The organism is Streptomyces sp. ID05-39B, from assembly GCF_033794725.1.
In the GTDB taxonomy this organism is placed as follows: domain Bacteria; phylum Actinomycetota; class Actinomycetes; order Streptomycetales; family Streptomycetaceae; genus Streptomyces; species Streptomyces bobili.
On sequence record NZ_JARGEF010000071.1, the window covers coordinates 1 to 18232 of the forward strand.

The following is an 18232-nucleotide window of genomic DNA, read 5'->3' on the forward strand; positions in this document are numbered from 1 at the left end:
TCGTTGTGGTGCCGACCCTGGATCTCCTGGCGCAGACCGTGAAGGCGTGGAGCGGGATATGCCCCGGCAAGCCGGGGCATAGAGCGCGAATTGCGCAAGCGCAATTCGAATTCCGGCGCAAGCGCCGGAATGGAATTCCGTAAACGGAATTCCGAAAGGAATTCAATTCGCGCAAGCGCGAATTGAGGGCACCCGCGCAAGCGCGGATGCCGGGGCTGGCAGCAAGGGGAGGTGCATCACGCGCGGGACTGTGTAGCCCCTGGGGTTCCAGGCCACCACCCCCGGAACGGAAGTGACGGACCGTCGGCCTGACGGGGTGCCGGCCCCACCGTAGTGACGGGCTCCGCTGCGCTCCACCCGAACCCCTCCCCAACTCCCGAAACCGGTCGCTCGCGTTCACTAATACCCCGCCAGCATACCCTATGAACCGTGCGCGCGGGGCGAGATTCAGCCAAGTATCAGCCTACAGGGGGAAGCTGCCGTATGGGTGATGCATCACGGGTGCTGAGTGTGTAGAGTCTGGGATCAGACACCACTACCCGGCCCGCCACTCACCGCGCCGGACTCTCATTCCTATTACGCGCCGCATTCCGCGAAAAGGAGAACACGGGAATGGCCGTGAAACTGCGTGAACACCAGATTGAGGCCGTAGCCGCCATTGTGCGCGGCCTCGATATCCCGCCGGGCGGTATTCCCTGGAATGGCTTGCGCGGGCAGGTGCACGCCGCGTGCGGAACGGGAAAGACCATCATCGCGGCGGCCTCCGCGAAAAGGATTGTGCCCAAGGGCCGCATTCTCGTTGTGGTGCCGACCCTGGATCTCCTGGCGCAGACCGTGAAGGCGTGGAGCGGGGCCGGGCACAAGGGGCCGGCGGTCATGGTGTGCTCGCCGCTGGACGATCCGGAGCTGTGGCACCTGGGCGTCCGGAGCACCACCAACCCCGTGCAGCTGGCGCTGTGGCACAGCGCCGGACCGGTCACCATCTACGCCACCTACGCGTCGCTGGGCGTGCTCACGGAGGCGTTCGAGGGCGCCTACGGCCAGAAGCTCGCCCCGGTGGACCTGGCGGTGGTCGATGAGGCGCACCGGACGTCCGGCTCGATGGGTAAGGCGTGGGCGGACATCCACGACCAGACGAAGATCCCGGCGCACCGCCGGCTGTACCTGACGGCGACGCCGCGGATCTGGGAGGAGCGGCTGAACCGCGAGGTCGCCGAAGGGGTACGCGACCCGCTGCCGCGCGAGATGGCGGCCTCCATGGACGACGAGAAGGTCTTCGGGCCGGTCCTCTACAAGCTCTCGCTCGCGTCGGCCGTGTCGCGCAAGCTGCTGGCGCGGTACCAGATCATCGTCCTAGAGCTCCAGGACCCGGTCGTGACGCCCGAGCGGCTGATGGGCGAGGAGCGGCACACCGAGGAGGTCCGCGGGCAGCGCCTGGGCGCCCTCCAGGCCGCGCTGCTGCACACGATGGAGCAGCACAACCTCCAGACCTGCATCACCTTCCACCACCGGACCATAGAGGCCGCGGCGTACGCGGAGGGCCTGGAGCGCGTGGCCAAGCGGCTGCACGCCGACCAGCCCGAGAAGTACCCGGCGGAGATCTGGGCGGACTGGCTGTGCGGCGAGCACGTCCCGGAGCGCCGGCGGGACGTGCTGGGCAAGTTCGGTTCCACCGCCCGGCGGGCCGTGCTCTCCAACTGCCGCGTCCTCGGGGAGGGCGTGGACATCCGGGCCGTGGACTCCGTGGCCCTGCTGGACCCCAAGGGTGCGCCGCACGACATCGTGCAGGCGATCGGCCGCGCGCTGCGTCAGAAGCCCGGAGAGGGAAAGCTCGCCTCTTTGATCGTGCCGGTATTCCTCCAGCCCGACGAGACGCCGGAGGATATGTTCACTTCGGGTTCGTACCGGCCTTTGGTGAAAGTTCTTGAGGGTCTGCGGGCTCATGATGAAGAGGCCGTGGAATTGCTGGCGATTCCGCAGGAGCCTCAGAAGGACGTTGCGCAGCCCTCCGAGTACATCGGTGCCGCGCCCGGTGATAACGAGGAAGAAACCCGGCTGCTGCTCCGTTTTGCGGCTCCGCGTGATCCGGCGATGGTCGCGAACTGGGTCAGCTTCAATGTGATCGACACGGAGCGGCAGGACTGGGCGCGCGGCTGGGCGAAGCTCAAGGAGTTCACCGAGCGTGAGGGCCACGCCCTGGTGCCGTACGAGCACAAGGAGGGCGCGTTCCCGCTGGGGACCTGGGTCGCGGAGCAGCGCCGTGCGTACGGGGCCGGGCAGATGAACGGCCGGCGCGCGGCGCGGCTGGAGAAGCTGGGCATGGCCTGGTCGGCGGCCGATGCGCGGTTCCAGGAGAACCTGGCGGCGGCCCGGGTGTACTACCAGGAGCACTGGACGCTGTGCGCTCCCCGGTCGGCGGCGGCGCTGGACAAGCCGGTGGGGCAGTGGCTGTCCAACCTGCGCCGTCCCGGTGCGCTGGCCGAACACCCGGAGTGGGAGGCGGCGTTGGCGGCCGTGGACGAGGACTGGAACCCGTTGTGGCCCACCGAGTGGCAGAGGCACTACGCCGCGCTGCGCGAGCTGGTGCGTGACGAGGAAGGCCCGGCGGAGGTCTTGCCCGGCTTCACCGTGCACGGGATGGACGTGGGGAAGTGGCTGGCCCGGCAGCGGAAGCCCGAGGTGTGGGAGGCCCTGGCCGACGGGCAGCGCGAGCGCCTGGAGGCCGTCGGCGTCACCCCTCTGGCATCGGCTCCGGCTCCGGTGCCGGACGTGTCCGCGGGGCCGTCCACGGCGCCCGTGAGCGCCTTCGAGAGGGGCGTTGCGGCCCTGGCGCAGTACAAGGCCCGCACGGGCTCTGTGACGGTCCCTAGGGGCCACGTAGAGGCGTTGCCGGACGGGTCGGAGGTGAAGCTCGGGGTGTTCCTGTCCAACAGCAAGAGCCGCCGGGCCAAGTTGACCGTCGACAAGCTCGCCGCGCTGGCCGGCCTCGGGCTGGAGTGGGCGGCCACGGAAGGAGCGGCGTGATGACCGCAGCCGGGGAAGAGCGGCGCGTGCAGGAAGCCGTGCGAGGCCACGTCCGCAACAGTGCCTTCGCGGAGGCGGAGAGGGCCATCTCGTTCGTGCTGTCCGACCCGCAGGTGCAGGAGGCGAGGGCACAGGTGGAGGCGGCGGAGACGCAGCTCGGCATGGAGCTGTGCGCCCGCCTCCAGCCCTTCCAGGACCGCTACGACCAGGCCGTGCGCGACGGCGACGCGGACCGGCTCGCCGGGCTCTGTGCGGGCAAGCACGGCCGCTGGGGACGGATCTGCGTCTTGCCCGACGGTCACGAGACCTCGATGGAGGAACCGCACTGGGGCCACAACAGCGAGGGCCAGCCGGTCGCGTGGGTGGGCAGCGCACCCGACGACTGGTGAGAGCAGGTCACGCCGCCCTCGGACTAAGTCGGGGGCGGCGTAAGGCTGGTGAGCAGGACCTCGGGCGCGCTGGGCGGCCCGGGGTCTTTCGCTGTCCGGGGTCAGCGGCCCAAGACCCCAGGGCCTACACGCACTTCAGTGCGATGCCGGGGGCGCTGAGGTGCAGGCATCGCACTGGTGTGCGTGTAGGAGCTGGGATCCTGGGCCGCTCCCCCAGGGCCCGTGGTGCATCACGGCTCGCTGTTTTCCAGCCTGGGGGTGACAGGAGCGTGTTCCTCAACGATCGCTTCCAGGACGGCGTCGATGTCCCCGAGTCGCTTGCGGACCTCCGCGAGAATCGCCGCTTCTACGTCCTGGGGCTGCCCGGCGAGGATGTGGATCTCATCGCCCGCCAGCCATGCCCCCTCTGGGAGCCGGGCATCGACGGCGCTCAAGAAGGCGCGCACCATGTCCTCGAACGCGCCGCTCTCATCTACCCAGGCCCGCCAGGCGGCGTCGCCTCCGTTGATGAAGTTTCGGATCATCTCATCGGGAGCCTCGCCCAGGCATCTGGACACGGTGCTGAGGGTCATGGTGGTTGGCATGCGATCTTTCCTCGGTCGTCGACCGGCAGCCGCTGAGGCGGTAGCCGGAGTGCAGCGGCCTCTGGCCAGGCCAGGGTTGGGCCCGCGCGGGCGGGCTGTGCTGCGAGGGGGACTCCCGCTCAGGCGGGTGAACCCGGAACGAACCGGGGTTGGCAACCCTACCGGCGGCCTCCCCGGCGGGTGAGCCGGGGAGGGGGCCAGGCCGGGTCAGATCTCTCCGGCCGCCGTGGCGGTGAGCCAGTCGGCGGCTTCGGCGTCGGTCAGGAGGATCGCCTGGGTCTGGTGGGCGGTGCGGTCCTGGACGACGTGGACGCGGCCCGGGTGTGGGCTGGGCTTCGGGGCGGGGCCGGCTATCGGGGCGAGCCGCTGCCAGGTGCCCGCGCTGACCCGGGAGAGGATCACGGTGGCGAACTGCTCGCGGGCGGAGGGGGTAAGGCCGCCGCCGGAGGCCCGGCCGTTGTAGAGGACGTGGATGCGGGCCTGGCGTCCCTCGTGCAGGACTTCCTCGAGCGCGGTGATGGCCGGGGACTTCTTCGGCTCTCCCTCCTGCCGGAAGGTCTCCCAGTAGCGGGCGAGGTGCCGCAGGGTGTCGTCGGCCCGGTCGAAGACGACCATCAGACGCGGCACGTCATCGAGGTCACCGTCGAGGTCGATGAGGTCGATGCGGCGCTTCAGCTCGATGTCGAGGCCGACCAAGGCGTCGTGGATGCCCGCGACGTTGCCGCGGTGCGTCACGGTCGGCAGCTCCGTCGCCCACAGGTGGGAGATCCGCGGGGTGTCGAGGACCAGGGCGTGGGCGCCCTGGTGGAGGAACTGGGCGGTGAGGGTGCGCAGGATGGTGGTGCTGCCGCCGCCGGTGCCGGTGCAGACCAGGATGTGCGGCGCGTTGTCGACGTCGACGGCGATCGCCGTTCCGTCGGTGCCGATGCCGATGAGTGCCGTCGAGGCGGGCAATGCCTCCAACTGCTCGCGCAGGCCCGGGTCGGTGAAGTGCAGCACCTGCGGGAGCGTGGTCGTGGTCGTCATGGTGCGGTGTTCCGTTTCTGTGCTGTGCCTGGGGAACCGGGTGTTTTCCAGGCGAGGGGGATCGTGTCGGCCGGACCGGACAGGGCGCGGATCCGGGGTCAGCCGTCTTCGGCCTGCGTGGCGACGGCCCACGCGGCGGCTTCGGCGTCGGTCAGGAGCAGCGCCTGCGTGGGGTGGGTGGTGAGGCCCTGCACGGTGTGGAAGCGGCCCGGGTGGGTGCTGCTCTTCGGGACGGTGGCGACCTGCGGGGCCGCCTGGCTCCAGGTGCGGGTGGTGACCCGCCCCAGGAGAACGGTGGAGAACTGCTCGCGTCCCAGCGCGGCGCTGTAGCTCTGGGCGCCGGCGAGGATGTGGATGCGGGCCTCGCGACCCGCGAAGAGGAGCTCCTCGTACGCGTCGACGGCCGGGGATGTCTTCGGGTCACCTTCCTGGCGGACCTTGTCCCAGTGGCCGGCCAGCTGCCGCAGGGTGTGGTTGGCGACCTCGAAGACCACCGTCAGCCGGGGCAGGTCGTCGGTGTCACCGTGCTCGCCGAGGTGGCTGATGCGGCGCTTCAGTTCGGCGCGGAGGCCGACCAGGGCGTCGTGGATGTCGGCGATGTCGCGGCGGTACGTCACCGTCGGCAGGGCCCGCGCCCACTGCTGGGAGATGCGCTTGGTGTCGAGGACCAGGGCGCGCCCGCCGTGGTGCAGGAGCTGGGCGGTCAGGGTGCGCAGGGTGGTGGAGGTGCCGCCGCCGGCGGCGGAGCAGACCAGGACGTGCGGCGAGTCGGTGTCCAGGTCGACGCAGACCGGCTGCCTGTCGGTGCCGAGGCCGATGAGGACCTTGGCGGCGGGCAGCGCCTCCAGCTGCTCGCGGACGCCGGAGTCGGTGAGGCGCAGCAGCTCCGGGAGGGGGCTCTTCTTGGGCTTCCACATGGTGGGGTGTTCCTTTTCTGTGCGGTGCCTGGGGAACCGGGTGTTCTCCAGGGCGGGGGTCGTGTCGGCTGGAGCGGACAGGGTCCGGTCAGTCGAGGTCTGTGGTGCCGGTGGCGGCGCGGGGCCGGTTGCGGGCCCACTTCTTGAGGTCGCCGACGCGGTAGAGGAGTTCGGCGCCGCGTTTGTCGACCGGGCCGGGGAACGTGCGGTCGTTGGCGCGGGCGTAGCGCAGCGCAGCGATGGTGATGTCCGGCAGGTGGTGCTGGTGGGCCTCGCGCAGACCCACCGCCTGGTCGTCGTCGACCGGGGCCGGGTTCGCTGACGACGCCGCGCTCGTGCCGGGCGGGTCGGCGGCGTCGTCCTGCTGGGCGGGGAGAGCGGTGTGTGCGGGCGTCTCCGGTTCGGTGCGCGGGGTCGGCGTCTGGTCGTCCGGGGCGGTGGCCTGCGTGCCGTCAGCGGCCTTCGGGAGCTCTGCGGGGGTGGGTTGGGCGGGGACGGCGGGGCGCATCCCGGCTGGTGTTGCCGACCTGCCGGTGGTGGCCCACTCGCGGGCTTCGGCGTCGGTGAAGAACAGCACTTGCGTCTCGCGGGCGGTGCCGCCGATGACGACCTGGGCGCGGCCCTGGTGCTTGGTGGACTTCGGCGCTGGGTGGATCTCGGGGGCGAGCATGCGCCAGGCGTTCATGCTGTAGCGGGCGAGGATGCGGGTGGCGAACTGCTCGCGGACCTCCGGGCCTCCGAGGGCGCGGGCGGTGGCGGACTGGGCGACCAGGAGCACGTGCATGCGGACCTGGCGGCCCATGTAGAGGATCTCGTTGAGCGCGTCGATCGCCGGGGAGACCTTCGGGTCGCCGGACTCACGGGTCCTCTCCCAAAAGCGGGCCAGCTGCTTCATCGTGGCGTTGACCTCTTCGAGGAGGATCAGCAGCCGCGGGCCGATGGCGTCCGGGTCGGCGTCGATGCCGAGTTCGTCGGCGACGCGCACCCGGCGCCGGCCTTCCCAGCCGAGCTCGATCAGGGCGTCGTGGATGTCGGCGATGTCGGCGCAGTAGGTGACGGCCGGGATGCCACGCGCCCAGGGATGGGAGATCCGCTTGTAGTCCAGGACGTACGCCTGCGCGCCGTGGTGGAGCATCTGGCAGGTGATGCACCGCAAGGTCACCGACTTGCCGCCGCCCGTACTCGCGTTGACCAGGATGTGCGGCGATTCGGCGTCCAGGTCGACGGAGACGACCCTGCTGCCGGTGCCGATCCCGATGACGGGTGCGGACTCCGGGGCCTTGGCCACCAGGTCCCGCACCTTGGGGTCCTTGAAGGCGGCCTTCTTCGGCGGGCGGCGGGTCTTCTTCACCAGCAGGTACGGCTTGCGCCCGGCCGGGTGCCAGGAGAACGTCACGCCCTCGAGGGCGAGTTTCTGGGTGATGAGGTCGGCGACCAGGTCCCGGGAGAACCTGAGGTGCACCGGCAGGTCGACGCGTATCTGCGCGTCGTCGTCGCTGAAGTTCTTCGGGACGTGGAGGTAGCGGCGCGGGTCGGTCTGCTCCGCGATGGCGAGGGGCTGCGCGAGGGCCTGGTGCAGCGGCACCACCCACTCGCGCATCAGCTCACGGCGCTCCCGGGTCAGCAGCCCGTACGCGAGTCCGCCTGCGGCCGCGGCGGAGGCCGCGCCGATCCCGCCTGTCTGGAGCGTCTGGAGGGTGGCGTCCCGGTGCTCGATCAGGTCCCGGGCCGTCTCCTGGTTCTCCCAGGTCCACCAGCCGCCCCCGGCGGCCGCGCTGAGGAAGCTCATGCGGAAGGTGAGGCGCTGCCACCCGGCCCGGTACGACGAACGCGACACGTGGCCTTCGACCTTCGGCAGCACGCGGGTGCCCGGCCGCCAGAACGTCGCGTCGGTCTTCTTCTCACCGTCCATGGGGCGGCCGGCCAGGAACCGGCCGATGCCGAACATGAGGGATTCGGCGGTCTCCTCAACCTGCTTGTCGAACTTCGTCTGTGCCATCGGCCGTGCCCTTTCGCTCTGCGTCCCGGCACCTCACACCCGAGAGCGGACACGAACCGTAAAGCGGTTTGCCTGTGGATAGAGATCGCCGAAATGTGGGCTCTGAGCTGCGATCTGTGGACAACTTCTTGGCCCAAAAATCCCTACGCCGTCCATCTGTGCGGCGCGGTCGGTACAACGGGAGGTTCAGGGCTGATCTACGGGAAGAGGGGCCTATGACGGACCACGAACAGCAGCGCAGGCGCGAGCAGTTCCTCCAGAGCAGCAAGGACGCGCAGGAGCTGTGGGCGCGGGAGATCGCCGGTCCGGACGGACCGCTGCCGGGAGCAGTGCTCGATGTGCTGGAGCACGGCGACGGCTGGCTCGGCCACGTGCAGCTGGTGACCGGACGACCGGCCAGCGACATCGACAAGGCCGCGGCCGCCATCGAGAAGGCGTGGGACCTGGTGCCCGGGTCGGTGGTGGTCGACTCAGGCGGCAGCGGCGCGGAGCTCTGGGTGTACTTCCGTCCCTCCGCTGCCCGGCACCACCGGCTCCGGCCGATGGGCGTCAGCCATCGCGGCAAGCTGGACGCCGACGGCCTGTTCGACGGCGAGGCGAGTCATCTGCAGGACTGGGCGAACCGGTACGCGCACTCGTGGAAGGCGATGCGCGATGGCGGACCGGTCGACATGGAACGCTTCCTGCGCCGTCTGGCCCGCCTGGAGGCCGGGCTGACCGACTGCGCCTACTACGCCAAGCCCGGGGTGCTCGCCGGGATCGTGGAGAAGGCCGGCCTGCCCTACGAGAGCTTGTCCGAGGACGTCGCCTACGCGATCGGCATGGAGCCGCGGCGCTCATCGGGAGGGCGGGGCTGATGGCTATCGCGGAGGTGTGGGTGGAGCTGCACAGCGAAGCCCTGGGCGTGCGGGTGGTGCGGGCCGACACCATCGAGCAGGTGTGGTGGGACGTGAAACAGCCCGCGTTCCTGACCATTGCCCTCTCCGGCGGGCAGGGGGTCCGCCAGGACGCGCGGGCCGGATTCCCGACCGACGACATCGAGGAGGACGAAGCCGCGGACCTCTGCACGACGTTGGTGGAGCGCATCGCCGAAGCCGCCGACAACGGCGGTCCCCGCATGGTGTGGATGGCCCGTGACGAGGACACCAAGGGTGTCACCTGGAAACGAGGGCCCCTGATCGAACAACGCACCCGCTGACGAGCAGGCACGTGCTCCGGGCCCGTTCCTCCGGTGGGAGGGCCGGGCCCGGCTGTTTACCGTGGGGCCGTGACCCCGCCCTCTGATGACGCGACCAAGCCGGTACCGGTCCGGGTCGTACTGCCCGCCGATCCTCTGCTCGGGACCGAGCAGCAGGAAGTCGTCGCGCGGCTGTGGAAGCGGCGGCAGACGGAAACCGGCTGGGTCTACCTGGTGGGCATGCCGTCGTACAGAGATCGCGAGGACGGCGGTGTGGAGGCGGCGGAGTACCGGGTGTGGGTGCGCGCCCCCGACCACGTACGCCCCGTCGACGGCGTCGACTACGACCAGGTCGTCACCGAGAAGCTGGAGCGGTCACCGCAGGCGGTGGTCCGCGACGTCCTCGGGGAGCGCCGGCCTTCGGGATGGGTGCTGGCGAAGCTGCGCGACGGCCGCGGCCCGGCCCGCTCCGTCCTGCACGCACCGGACTGCGAGGAAGCACCGGCGGGTGCGCCGCTGCTCGATGTGGACCGCGCCCTGGACGCGGCAGAGCACCCGGGCACCCAGCTGTGCACGCTGTGCGGCGCCGCCCAGGAGCTGACACCTCTGCTGCGCGGCTTCGACCACATCACCGACTCCGCCCCCGACGACTCCTGACCCCTGGCCGCCGCACCGTCGGCGGCCCTGGCGCGGCGGCCCCGCGCGGACGCGCGGGTGGGACCGGTTCAGCGGCGGCGGAGTTCCTCGGACCAGTCCCGGAGCGGGTCGGCGAGGGCGACGTTGTCCCCGCGGCTCACGGTCTGCAGGAGCATGGCGCACACGGTTGCTTCGGCGGCGAGGGCGGCCGGGCTGCCGAGCACGGGGAAGGCGTCGCGGACGCGGGCGGCGGTGTCCGGCTGGAGCAGCGTGTAGGCGTAGAGCGTGGCGCCGTCGAAGCCTTCCGGGGCCTGGCCCCAGCCCTCCCAGTCCAAGATCCGCAGTGGTGCAATGAGGTTCGCCCAGTGCAGGTCGGCATGGGCGGTTGTCCAGCAGGGCGCGGCCGGGGCCGGGATGCCGACGAACTCGGGGATGGCGCGGTCCATGTACTGCTGCCGTACGGCGACGCGCTCGGTGGCGACCACCGACACCTTCTCCAGCGTCCTGGCGAGCTCCTGCCACCAGGAGTCAGGCAGTTGGGGGTTGTGCTGGAGGATCGGGTCGTCAGACAGGACGGGCTGATCGACGCGGGCCGACAGCTCCGCCCGGTAGGCGGTGGTGTCGTCGAAGGCGTCGTGCACGCCCAGGAGCGCGGGCCGGTGCCCGTCGAGGTCGCCGAAGGCGTGCTGGGCGTCCAGGGCGCCGTCCCACAACTTCCCCGACGCCTTGTCCTCCGGCGCGGACACCAGCCGCAGCCAGACGAGCGCGCCGGAAGCGGTGCGGGCCGGGGCACCCAGGGTGCGCCCGGCCCAACCCCAGAACTCCCCGCCCGGCTCGACTCGCACGTCCAGGGCCTTGGCGGCGCGGGCGTGCTGGGCGCGCATGCGCTGTTCGGTGTCCGGGTCAGGGGGAGGCGAGTACACCAGTGATCTCCCGCAACTGGGCGGCGGTCAGGGAGGGTTGAGCGACGGCGTCGGCCGCGTCCCTCCAGTGTGGCGTACTGGAGGCCGCGATGAGGACGTCCGTCACTCCTGGGCATGACGCGACCGCCAGAACACACGCCTGTGCGGGGGTCAGGCCCGGCCGGATGAGGTCGGCGAGCTCCTGGTCGACCATGCCGGGGAGCTCACCGCCGTGCAGCGGCGCCGACGCCATCACTCGCAGGTCCGCCCCGGCGGCGGCCAGCAGCGGGCCACGGCCGTCCAGGGCCTGCGTGATCGGCGTCATCATCACCAGACTGACCGGGAGCTGGACCGCGACCAGGTGGTGCTGTCCGCCCGCGGCTTCGGCGGCCAGGGCGAGCAGCTCCCCCACCGTGAACGCCTTCTCTTCCAGGCCCGCCCACGTGGCGATGCCGTACCCGGCCACGCGCCCGGCCGCCACTTCTTCCTCCAGAACCGCGAACGCGTCCCGGATCGCGCGGTGCAGAGCGGGGCGGTCGCCGGGGTGGGCGCGCTCGGGGTTGTGGAGCAGGACCAGGTCCAGCCGGTCGCGCCCGAGCTGCTCGCGGTTGCGGCGTAACTGCCAGCGCACGTACGCCGGGGCGAGGCTGTGCCCGGTCAGTGCCTGGTCCTCGGTGAGGACACCAGCGTTCACGGCGTCGGCACCGGTGGCTGCGGTGAAGTAGCCGGCCTTCGTCGCGATCCGCAGGGACGGGTGGTCGGCCAGGGCCGGAGCCAGCAACTCCTGGGCTCGGCCGGTGGCGTAGTTGGGGGCGGTGTCGATCCACTGCGTGCCGGAGGCGGCCGCACGGGCAGCCGCCTCCGGGATCGCCCGGCACCGGTAAGTGCCCAGAGCGAGCTCCGCTGTCACAGAAGGCTCCCCACCGTCGCGGCCTGCCCGGCAACGAGCTCCTGGACCAGCCCGACGACGTCCTCCAGGGCGAGGCCGGCCGCGTCGGCGAGCGCGGCCAGGTCCACGGTGCGGCCGTCGACCAGCGGGCGCAGCACCGCCTCCGCCTCGGGCCCGAACTCGAACGTGCTCCCGGCGGCGGACAGCGTCACCACGTCCTCGCCGACCTCCAGCACCGCGCGGGCGGTCGTCAGCCGCACCCGCAGACCGCCGTCGACGGGGACGCCGTCGATGTACGGCAGGCTCGGCACCATCCGGCCGACAGCCTGCCCGTCCATCGCGGCCCGGTAGCGGGCGAGCAGCCCGGGGTCGTCCAGCAGTTCGGCGAGCCGCTTACGCATCCCGTCCACGGTGTCGGCCTGGACGTCCGGCGCGGCAAGCAGCGGCAGATCGCGCCGCCAGTCCTCGTGCGTGAGCAGCTGCTCGGACACCCACGCCATCAGGTCCGTCGCCGTGTGGGTCTGCAGTCCGCAGGTGACGTGCAGGGAGCGGGTGCCCTGGTCGGCGGAGACCGCGTGCCACACGCCGCGCGGCACATACAGCACGTCGCCCGGCCACAGGACCAGGTCGGCGACCGGCTCGGTGGGCGCCTCGCCGGGATCCTCGATGTCGCGGTAGAGGGGGAACGGTCGGGTGGTGCCGTAGATCCGCCACCGCTTGGCGCCGTCCAGCTGGACGATGACGGTGTCGTGGTCGTCCCAGTGAACGCCGAAGCCCTCGGTGCTGGTCCACGAGGCGTAGAGGTTCGCCTGCACGCGGGTACGGAGGTCGCGCTCGATCGCTTCGCAGAGGCGGGCGAGGGGCGGGTGGAGTTCGTCGACGCTGTCCAGGGCGAGGGATGCGCCCTCCTGGAGGCGGGCGTGCAGTTCGGCCGGGTGCAGGCGGTGCCACACGGTGTGCCGGCGCGTGGCCACCGGCGTGGTGTAGCCGCCGACCAGCAGCGTCTCGCCATCGCGGGACAGCCGCATACGCGGCGGCTCCAAGCGGTGGCCGGCCAGGATCTGGTTGAGGTCGTCCCAGGTCATCAGTCCGGCGACATCGATCACGCCGGGTACGTGGCGGTATTCGCGGTGCAGTGCCTGGGCGAGGAAGTCCTCGCCCAGGCACGCCGCGATGGACAGATCCGTCATCGCGTCAGGGCTCCCGATCCGTCAGTCGTTGCCGTCGCTCTTGCCGGTGCCGCCGCCGTCCGAGGGGATGGCGTTGCGGCCCCGGGCGGCGACGATCTGCCGGCGGGAGCGGACCAGGCCGCCGGTCGACGGCCCGGATGTGGCGGGCGGGGGCGTGGCGGGACTCTGCATGGAATCCTCCTGCGTGGTTGGTAGCCGGGCTCTGGACAGCCGCGGCCGCGAACACCCTCAGTACAGCCACGGCGGACCCTGGCGATAACCCCGTGACGGGGCCCCCACGGTGGGTATGGTCGTTGGGCTGACGCACTGTCATTCCACGAGATTTCAGGGGGACTTGTGGACGACGACTTACCGCCGTCACCCGCCCAAGTGCCGCGCCATCTGCTGGCCGACCCCGCGTTCGTCCGGGCCCTGTACGAGCGGGACTTCACCGTGGTCTTCGCGACCGCCCACGACGTGGGGATCTCCTTCAACCGGATCGCCGAAGCGTGTGCGCTCAAAGCCGAGCGTGTCAGCCAGATCGCCCGGGGCACCGCATCTGTCACCGCGCTGGCCACTGTCGAGCGAATCGCCGACGGTCTGCGCATTCCCGGTGCCCTCCTGGGGCTTGCTGCGCAACCCTGGGAGGACACCGCCGTTCTCAGCACGGAGTCCCACCATGGAGATGATCCGATGAAGCGCCGCAACCTGCTGCGTGGCGCGCTCGCCGCCGGCCTCACCGCTCCGGCGCTCGCCGCGCTCACTGCCGCCCGGACCGACGTCGACCAGACCCTCTCCCCCGACGTTCCCCAGGACCTGGCCGACCTGGAGGCCGCTGCCGAGAGCTACGGGTACGGCTACCACGGCCAGCAACCCACCCGTGTCCTGGCCGACATGGTCACCGACTTCACGACCCTGCGCCCGCTGCTCACCGTCCCGCAGCCCGCACCGGTCCGGGCGCGGCTGTGCCGCACGGCCGGACAGATGGCCGGGATGACCGCGATCGTCTTACACGACCTGGGCAGCCGCCGGGAATCCCGCGCCTGGTTCGCTACGGCCGCCCGCGCTGCCGCCGAATCCGGCGACGGCCAGCTGTACGCCTGGGTCCGGGCGCGCGAGGCGATGGTGCCGCTCAACTACGGCGCTCCGAAGGCAGCAGCCGGACTCGCCGACCAGGCCCGGCACGCCGCCGGCACCCTGCCGACCGCCGCCGCAGTGTTGGCGGCCGCCGTCGCCGCCCGCGCCTACGCCCTCAACCATCAGCCCGAGCAGGCCCGCGCCGCGCTCGCCGCCGCCGATGCCCTCATGGCCCGGCTCCCCGAAGGCGAGCGGTCGGATACGTGGCTGACGTACGGCGAGCAGAAGCACCACGTCCACCTCAGTCACGCCTTCACCACGCTCGGGGACACCGGCCGCGCCCGGGAGAGCCAGGCGCGGGCACTGGAGCTGTCTGCGCCGACCAGCACGATGACGCGCACCCTGCTGAACATCGACGGCGCCGCCTGCTCCCACCATGACGGCGAGAGCGAGGAAGCGTGCCGCCGTACGGTCGCCGCCCTGACCGGGCTGCCGGACGGCTACCGCACCGGCCTGGTCCGCCGCCGCGCCTTGGACCTGTACGAAGCGATCCCCGCCCAGCACCACCGTGAACGTGCGGTACGGGAGTTGCGCGACGTCCTCGCCGCCTGAAAGAGGTACGGGGATCAGGGGGATCCCATGACCACCAGCGCCCCGTCACTCTCCCGCCGGGTCTCACGGACTTGCAGGTCCGGAGACGAGTAGAGCAGCGTGCCGCCGTCGTAGAGGCGGTACTGATACCGCCCGGCTCGCTCCAGGTCGCGCCGCTGCTGCGGGTCGCCGTCGGGCAGAACGAGCTCAACGAACCCGCGACCGTCAACCAGGACACCCCGCGACGTGATCTTCCCGGTGATGGTCGCCACGAAGGTGCTGGCCATGAGCTCAACCGTGTCGCCGTGCATCGGGTTGGGGCCGGGGAAATCGGTCATGCCGTCGCTCCTGTGATCTCGATGTCCTCGGAGCCGGGCGCCCGCCCGAGGGCGATTGCTTCCTGTACCCCGGCGATCGTGAGGCGGTGGTCGTGGGTGGTGTGGCGGTCCGGGCAGATGACGCGGACGCTCCCGGCTTCGGCGTCGGCCTGGAGCGTCAGGCCGGTGCGGGCCTGGCACCGGGTACAGACGACGGGCAGACGGCTGAGACCTCCGTCGTAGACGACCCAGATCGCCCCGGCCGCCTTCAGGAACTGCTGGCGGCTGCGGGCCTCTTCGACGTCCACCCTGGCTCCGGCCGCCGGGGCGGCGGCCATCGCGGGCGCGCGGTCCCTGATGGTCGGGTGGGGCTGCCCCGTCTCCCCGGAGGACCGGGCGTGGTGGGTGATCACTGCGAGGGCCGTCTCCCGCGCGAGGTCGAACGTGCGGCTGCCGTACGCGGCAAGCAGCTGTTCGCGCTCGGCAGCGCCCAGGACTTCGTACGGGCACGTCTGGAGGGCGGCCAGGGCGTGGTGCTGCAGGACGCCCCGGACGCTGGCGGACCGGCTCTCATCGGGGCCGGTGAGCGGCAGTCCGGCGACCCCGGGCCCTTCCATGGAGATGCTGGAGGCCAGGCCGTACGCGGCGGCGCCGATCAGCGTCACCACCCGGGGGCGGTCGGTTTCCGGGACGTCCTCGCCCTGCCGCATGTGCCACAGCACCAGCTCGTCAGCGGCGGACAGGCAGTATTCCCAAGTGGTTTGGGGAGGGCGCAGGGCGTCGGTCATGGCGTGACCGTATCGGAGCGCTGCTGCTCGATGTGGGCCGCGCCCTGGACGCGGCAGAGCACCCGGGCACCCGGCTGTGTGGCAGACCGGAGCGCGGTTCGAACGGCAGTACCTTTGGCTCGTGGCAGCTTCGTACGACTTCCCCCAGGACCTGACCGACGCTCAGGACGAACTCCGTCAGGTCCGCGCTGATCTGCAGACGGTCTACCGGCGGGTGCCGTGGTCGGCCGAACCGCTGGACGCGTGGGAGACGCACGAGAACGCCTGGCGGCAGTCGTCCCGCCCCGCCTCCCCCGGCTGGGACCCCCAGGACGCGGCGGAGATCGCCCGGCTACGGGCGCGGGAGCTCGAACTCGCCGGGACGATCGTCACGCACGCGTTCTGGAGCGAGTTCACCGCGGCCGACGTCCTCGCGGCACGTACCGCGCTCAAGCACCACCACGAGCAGCAGATGGCCGACGCCTCCAGCTAGCCGCCGACCGCTTCCCTGACTGCCGCACCGTCGGCGGCCCCGGCGCGGCGGCCCGCCCGGCGCGCAACACCGGCGAGCGCGCCCCGATCCCCGGCAGCGTCCACGCCGCCCATCCCGCCCTCCCACTCCTCAACTCCAGCCAGGGCATGGGCGAAAGGGGGTCGCAACGGGGATGTCAGCGGCCCGACCACGCCGTACGCCCGTGGTGACCTGGGCGGACTCCAGGGCACTGTGACGGCCTGCGCAACACCTACCGCAACACTCAGCGCAACACTCAGCGCAACACTTCGCGCAACATCTACCGCAACACCTACCGCAACCCGGGGCCTTGTGGGGTGCAGCGGCTGCCGGGCGCCCTGCGATCGGTGCCCACGACCTGGTGCTGGTCGCGGGTCGCGCGCACGACCAAGCCCAGGACGTCGTCCAGGGCGAGCCGCAGTTCGGCTCCGTCCTGCGACGCGGCACGGGTCGGAGAGTCCAGGATCGCCGCGCATCGCGTCGCGACCGGTGCGAGCCGCCCGTGGGAGACCTTCGGGCCGGCCGCGCGCAGCCCGACGCGTACGGCGTGCGCGCTCGCCCCGCCTTCTGCCTGCATCGCGGTCGCCAGGAGGTGGTCGTACTCATCCGGCTGCCAGTCGTGTGCTTCCAGTTCAGTGCGCAGTTCGGTCAGCGCCGCCAGCACCGCCTCGAGGGTCGCCATGTTCCCGGACCCTACTCGGCACCGCGCTGACCAGCCGTGGTCGGGCCTGTGGTCGGGGTGCTCGGGCCCATGGTCGGGGTCGTGGTCGGGGCGATGGTCAGGGCGTGTCGCCGGAGTAGTAGAAGCGGCACATCACACCGGGGCCGGGCGTGCGGGGCTCGCCGGGGTTCGGGTCGTACAGGGCGCGGCCGCCGGGCCACCGCGACAGTTCGGTGGACAGGGCGGCGCCGTCGTCGACTTCCTCCGGCCGCCATCCCGTGATGTCCAGCAGCAGGCCGTCCAGCGGCCCGCCTATGAGGGCGGCGTACGTCTGGTGGGGCAGCGGGCCAGGGTTGGGCGCGTCGTGGTCGTGGCCGTACACCCGGCCGCGCAGCAGCTGCTCGTCATCGGCGTTCATCCGACCAGCCTTCCAGCCGCCACCGACAGCCGGGGGCGTGGACGGCGTGCCCGGCCTGGGTGAAGGGCCGGGCACCGCACGCCGTGCTCACCGAGCCTTCGGCAAAGCGTCCAAAGAGCAGCGGTCCTCCCCCGCGCCGCGGCCGGCCACTCGCCACACCGGCTCATCGGGCCCCTGCCGGTTCAGCTGCTCCAGCGTCGTGGTCGCCACGATGATCCGGTAGTTCACGCCGTGGACGTGCTGAGCGCGCTGGTGGAATGCCGATTCACGGGTGTCCGGGGCCGCGCGGCGCGGAGCGGGGGCGAAGACGAACAGCACCGGCGGGAAGGGCCGGTCCAGGGACGGCCCGGCGTAGGTCTCCTGCCAGTGGCTGCGCGGGGCCCGGGCGGCGTTCCCGCGCCCACTCGCCGGCGCGTTGCGGTAGGCGTCGTAGCGCTCCAGCTTGGCGAGAAGGCGGGCGTAGGACATCGTGCGGTCGATCTCCACGAACGCGCTGGAGCCGTCGGCCAGGAGCACCACGCCGTCGGGCACCAGGTTCCCGGCCGGAGTGGGGTGGGCGACTTCCACCAGCCAGTCGGCGCAGTCGGCCGCCTCCGCCTGGTGGAAGGCGACGACGGTGTCGACCAGCGCGAGGCCGTGTTCCCGAAGACCCGTCTTGCTGGCGGCGATGCGCTTCCCGGTGGTCCGGCCGCCCCTAGGCGCGAGCTCACCGGAAGCGGCGGCTTCGGCGAGGCCCGCCGGGGTGCAGTACCAGTAGCTCTGCTGGGCGCGGTGGGTCCGGCCGACCAGGGCCGGGGATTCGTCGCGCAGGTTGCGCAGCGCACGACGGACGTGGTCGGTGTCCTGCTGGTGCGGCAGCAGCAGTGCCTTGAGCTGGCGGGGCGTGGCCAGGCGCAGCTGGGCGAGGGTGAGCAGGACCTCGCCGCGGATGTCCGCGCCGGCCTTCGCCGCCGCCGTCTTCCGGGCCCGGGACGCTTCTCCAGGCACATCAGTACTGGGAGAAGAGGAGTTGCAACCGGCCGGGACGGGGCGACAGGGGGTCTGATCAGCGACAACCGCCAGACGGCGGCTCGGAGCTGCGGGGCTGGGCGCGTGGCTTGCCGCAGGGCTCGTTGCGGGGCTCGCTGTCGCAGCACTGTCCGACCCGGTCGGCGGCGTCGGCGGGACGGGCGGGAGGG

The 18232-nt window shown here is 71.6% G+C and carries 20 protein-coding genes; 7 read left to right on the plus strand and 13 right to left on the minus strand.

Translation table 11 applies throughout. The annotated features are described in order from the left end of the window. The first annotated feature begins 612 nt into the window (after positions 1 to 612). Together P1P75_RS17580 and P1P75_RS17585 are read left to right on the plus strand one after the other, a co-directional pair. A complete protein-coding gene (locus tag P1P75_RS17580; RefSeq protein WP_319256304.1) occupies positions 613 to 3024 on the plus strand; it encodes a Helicase associated domain protein in 2412 nt (803 codons plus the stop codon). Beyond that, complete coding sequence (locus P1P75_RS17585) at positions 3024 to 3413, plus strand: hypothetical protein (RefSeq protein ID WP_319256306.1); 390 nt, start codon at positions 3024 to 3026, stop codon at positions 3411 to 3413. Before P1P75_RS17580 ends, P1P75_RS17585 begins: the two co-directional genes overlap by 1 nt. A gap of 230 nt (positions 3414 to 3643) precedes the next feature. Here P1P75_RS17585 and P1P75_RS17590 read toward each other — a convergent pair whose 3' ends face one another. From P1P75_RS17590 to P1P75_RS17605, 4 genes are all read right to left on the minus strand, one after another. After that, a complete protein-coding gene (locus P1P75_RS17590) occupies positions 3644 to 3997 on the minus strand; it encodes a hypothetical protein (protein ID WP_319256308.1) in 354 nt (117 codons plus the stop codon). Positions 3998 to 4204: 207 nt separating this feature from the next. Next, positions 4205 to 5023, minus strand: a complete 819-nt coding sequence (locus P1P75_RS17595) for a hypothetical protein (protein WP_319256310.1) — start codon at positions 5021 to 5023, stop codon at positions 4205 to 4207. A gap of 98 nt (positions 5024 to 5121) precedes the next feature. Next, on the minus strand, positions 5122 to 5940 hold the full coding sequence (locus P1P75_RS17600) for a hypothetical protein (protein WP_319256313.1): 819 nt from the start codon (positions 5938 to 5940) through the stop codon (positions 5122 to 5124). An 88-nt stretch (positions 5941 to 6028) separates the two neighbouring features. Beyond that, positions 6029 to 7939, minus strand: coding sequence for a pRL2-11 (locus P1P75_RS17605; protein WP_319256315.1), 1911 nt, complete (start codon positions 7937 to 7939; stop codon positions 6029 to 6031). Between the two features lie 215 nt (positions 7940 to 8154). Between P1P75_RS17605 and P1P75_RS17610 the strand changes: the two genes are divergently transcribed. From P1P75_RS17610 to P1P75_RS17620, 3 genes are all read left to right on the plus strand, one after another. After that, the gene (locus tag P1P75_RS17610; RefSeq protein ID WP_319256317.1) at positions 8155 to 8796 is read left to right on the plus strand and encodes a hypothetical protein; all 642 of its coding nucleotides are present in this window, start codon (positions 8155 to 8157) and stop codon (positions 8794 to 8796) included. After that, positions 8796 to 9137 (plus strand): hypothetical protein, encoded by a 342-nt coding sequence (locus P1P75_RS17615; protein WP_319256319.1) that lies wholly within the window; start codon positions 8796 to 8798, stop codon positions 9135 to 9137. The genes P1P75_RS17610 and P1P75_RS17615 overlap by 1 nt, the downstream gene beginning before the upstream one ends. 69 nt (positions 9138 to 9206) lie before the next feature. After that, the gene (locus tag P1P75_RS17620) at positions 9207 to 9773 is read left to right on the plus strand and encodes a DUF6233 domain-containing protein (protein WP_319256321.1); all 567 of its coding nucleotides are present in this window, start codon (positions 9207 to 9209) and stop codon (positions 9771 to 9773) included. 68 nt (positions 9774 to 9841) lie between these two features. Here the strand turns inward: P1P75_RS17620 and P1P75_RS17625 are convergent, their stop codons facing one another. Genes P1P75_RS17625 through P1P75_RS17640 form a run of 4 tightly spaced genes read right to left on the minus strand, consistent with a single transcriptional unit; the run spans position 9842 to position 12904 of the window. Beyond that, positions 9842 to 10675, minus strand: a complete 834-nt coding sequence (locus P1P75_RS17625) for a hypothetical protein (RefSeq protein WP_319256323.1) — start codon at positions 10673 to 10675, stop codon at positions 9842 to 9844. Beyond that, entirely contained in the window at positions 10656 to 11564 is a 909-nt protein-coding gene (locus P1P75_RS17630) for an aldo/keto reductase (protein WP_319256325.1), read from the minus strand. The genes P1P75_RS17625 and P1P75_RS17630 overlap by 20 nt, the downstream gene beginning before the upstream one ends. Then, on the minus strand, positions 11561 to 12733 hold the full coding sequence (locus P1P75_RS17635) for a cupin domain-containing protein (RefSeq protein ID WP_319256327.1): 1173 nt from the start codon (positions 12731 to 12733) through the stop codon (positions 11561 to 11563). The genes P1P75_RS17630 and P1P75_RS17635 overlap by 4 nt, the downstream gene beginning before the upstream one ends. A 21-nt stretch (positions 12734 to 12754) precedes the next feature. Further along, entirely contained in the window at positions 12755 to 12904 is a 150-nt protein-coding gene (locus P1P75_RS17640; RefSeq protein ID WP_319256329.1) for a hypothetical protein, read from the minus strand. Between the two features lie 165 nt (positions 12905 to 13069). On the opposite strand from P1P75_RS17640, the gene P1P75_RS17645 reads away from it, so the two are divergent. Then, a complete protein-coding gene (locus P1P75_RS17645; RefSeq protein ID WP_319256331.1) occupies positions 13070 to 14401 on the plus strand; it encodes a hypothetical protein in 1332 nt (443 codons plus the stop codon). Positions 14402 to 14415: 14 nt separating this feature from the next. On the opposite strand, the gene P1P75_RS17650 is transcribed toward P1P75_RS17645, so the two are convergent. Both P1P75_RS17650 and P1P75_RS17655 read right to left on the minus strand, forming a co-directional pair. Further along, the gene (locus P1P75_RS17650; RefSeq protein ID WP_319256333.1) at positions 14416 to 14718 is read right to left on the minus strand and encodes a hypothetical protein; all 303 of its coding nucleotides are present in this window, start codon (positions 14716 to 14718) and stop codon (positions 14416 to 14418) included. Further along, the gene (locus P1P75_RS17655; protein WP_319256335.1) at positions 14715 to 15485 is read right to left on the minus strand and encodes a hypothetical protein; all 771 of its coding nucleotides are present in this window, start codon (positions 15483 to 15485) and stop codon (positions 14715 to 14717) included. The genes P1P75_RS17650 and P1P75_RS17655 overlap by 4 nt, the downstream gene beginning before the upstream one ends. Before the next feature lie 121 nt (positions 15486 to 15606). Between P1P75_RS17655 and P1P75_RS17660 the strand changes: the two genes are divergently transcribed. Beyond that, the gene (locus P1P75_RS17660; RefSeq protein ID WP_319256338.1) at positions 15607 to 15957 is read left to right on the plus strand and encodes a hypothetical protein; all 351 of its coding nucleotides are present in this window, start codon (positions 15607 to 15609) and stop codon (positions 15955 to 15957) included. A 310-nt stretch (positions 15958 to 16267) separates the two neighbouring features. Here P1P75_RS17660 and P1P75_RS17665 read toward each other — a convergent pair whose 3' ends face one another. From P1P75_RS17665 to P1P75_RS17675, 3 genes are all read right to left on the minus strand, one after another. Continuing rightward, a complete protein-coding gene (locus P1P75_RS17665; protein WP_319256340.1) occupies positions 16268 to 16657 on the minus strand; it encodes a hypothetical protein in 390 nt (129 codons plus the stop codon). Between the two features lie 97 nt (positions 16658 to 16754). Next, entirely contained in the window at positions 16755 to 17054 is a 300-nt protein-coding gene (locus P1P75_RS17670; RefSeq protein ID WP_319256342.1) for a hypothetical protein, read from the minus strand. An 87-nt stretch (positions 17055 to 17141) separates the two neighbouring features. Further along, positions 17142 to 18041 (minus strand): replication-relaxation family protein, encoded by a 900-nt coding sequence (locus tag P1P75_RS17675; RefSeq protein ID WP_319256344.1) that lies wholly within the window; start codon positions 18039 to 18041, stop codon positions 17142 to 17144. Between the last annotated feature and the right edge of the window lie 191 nt (positions 18042 to 18232).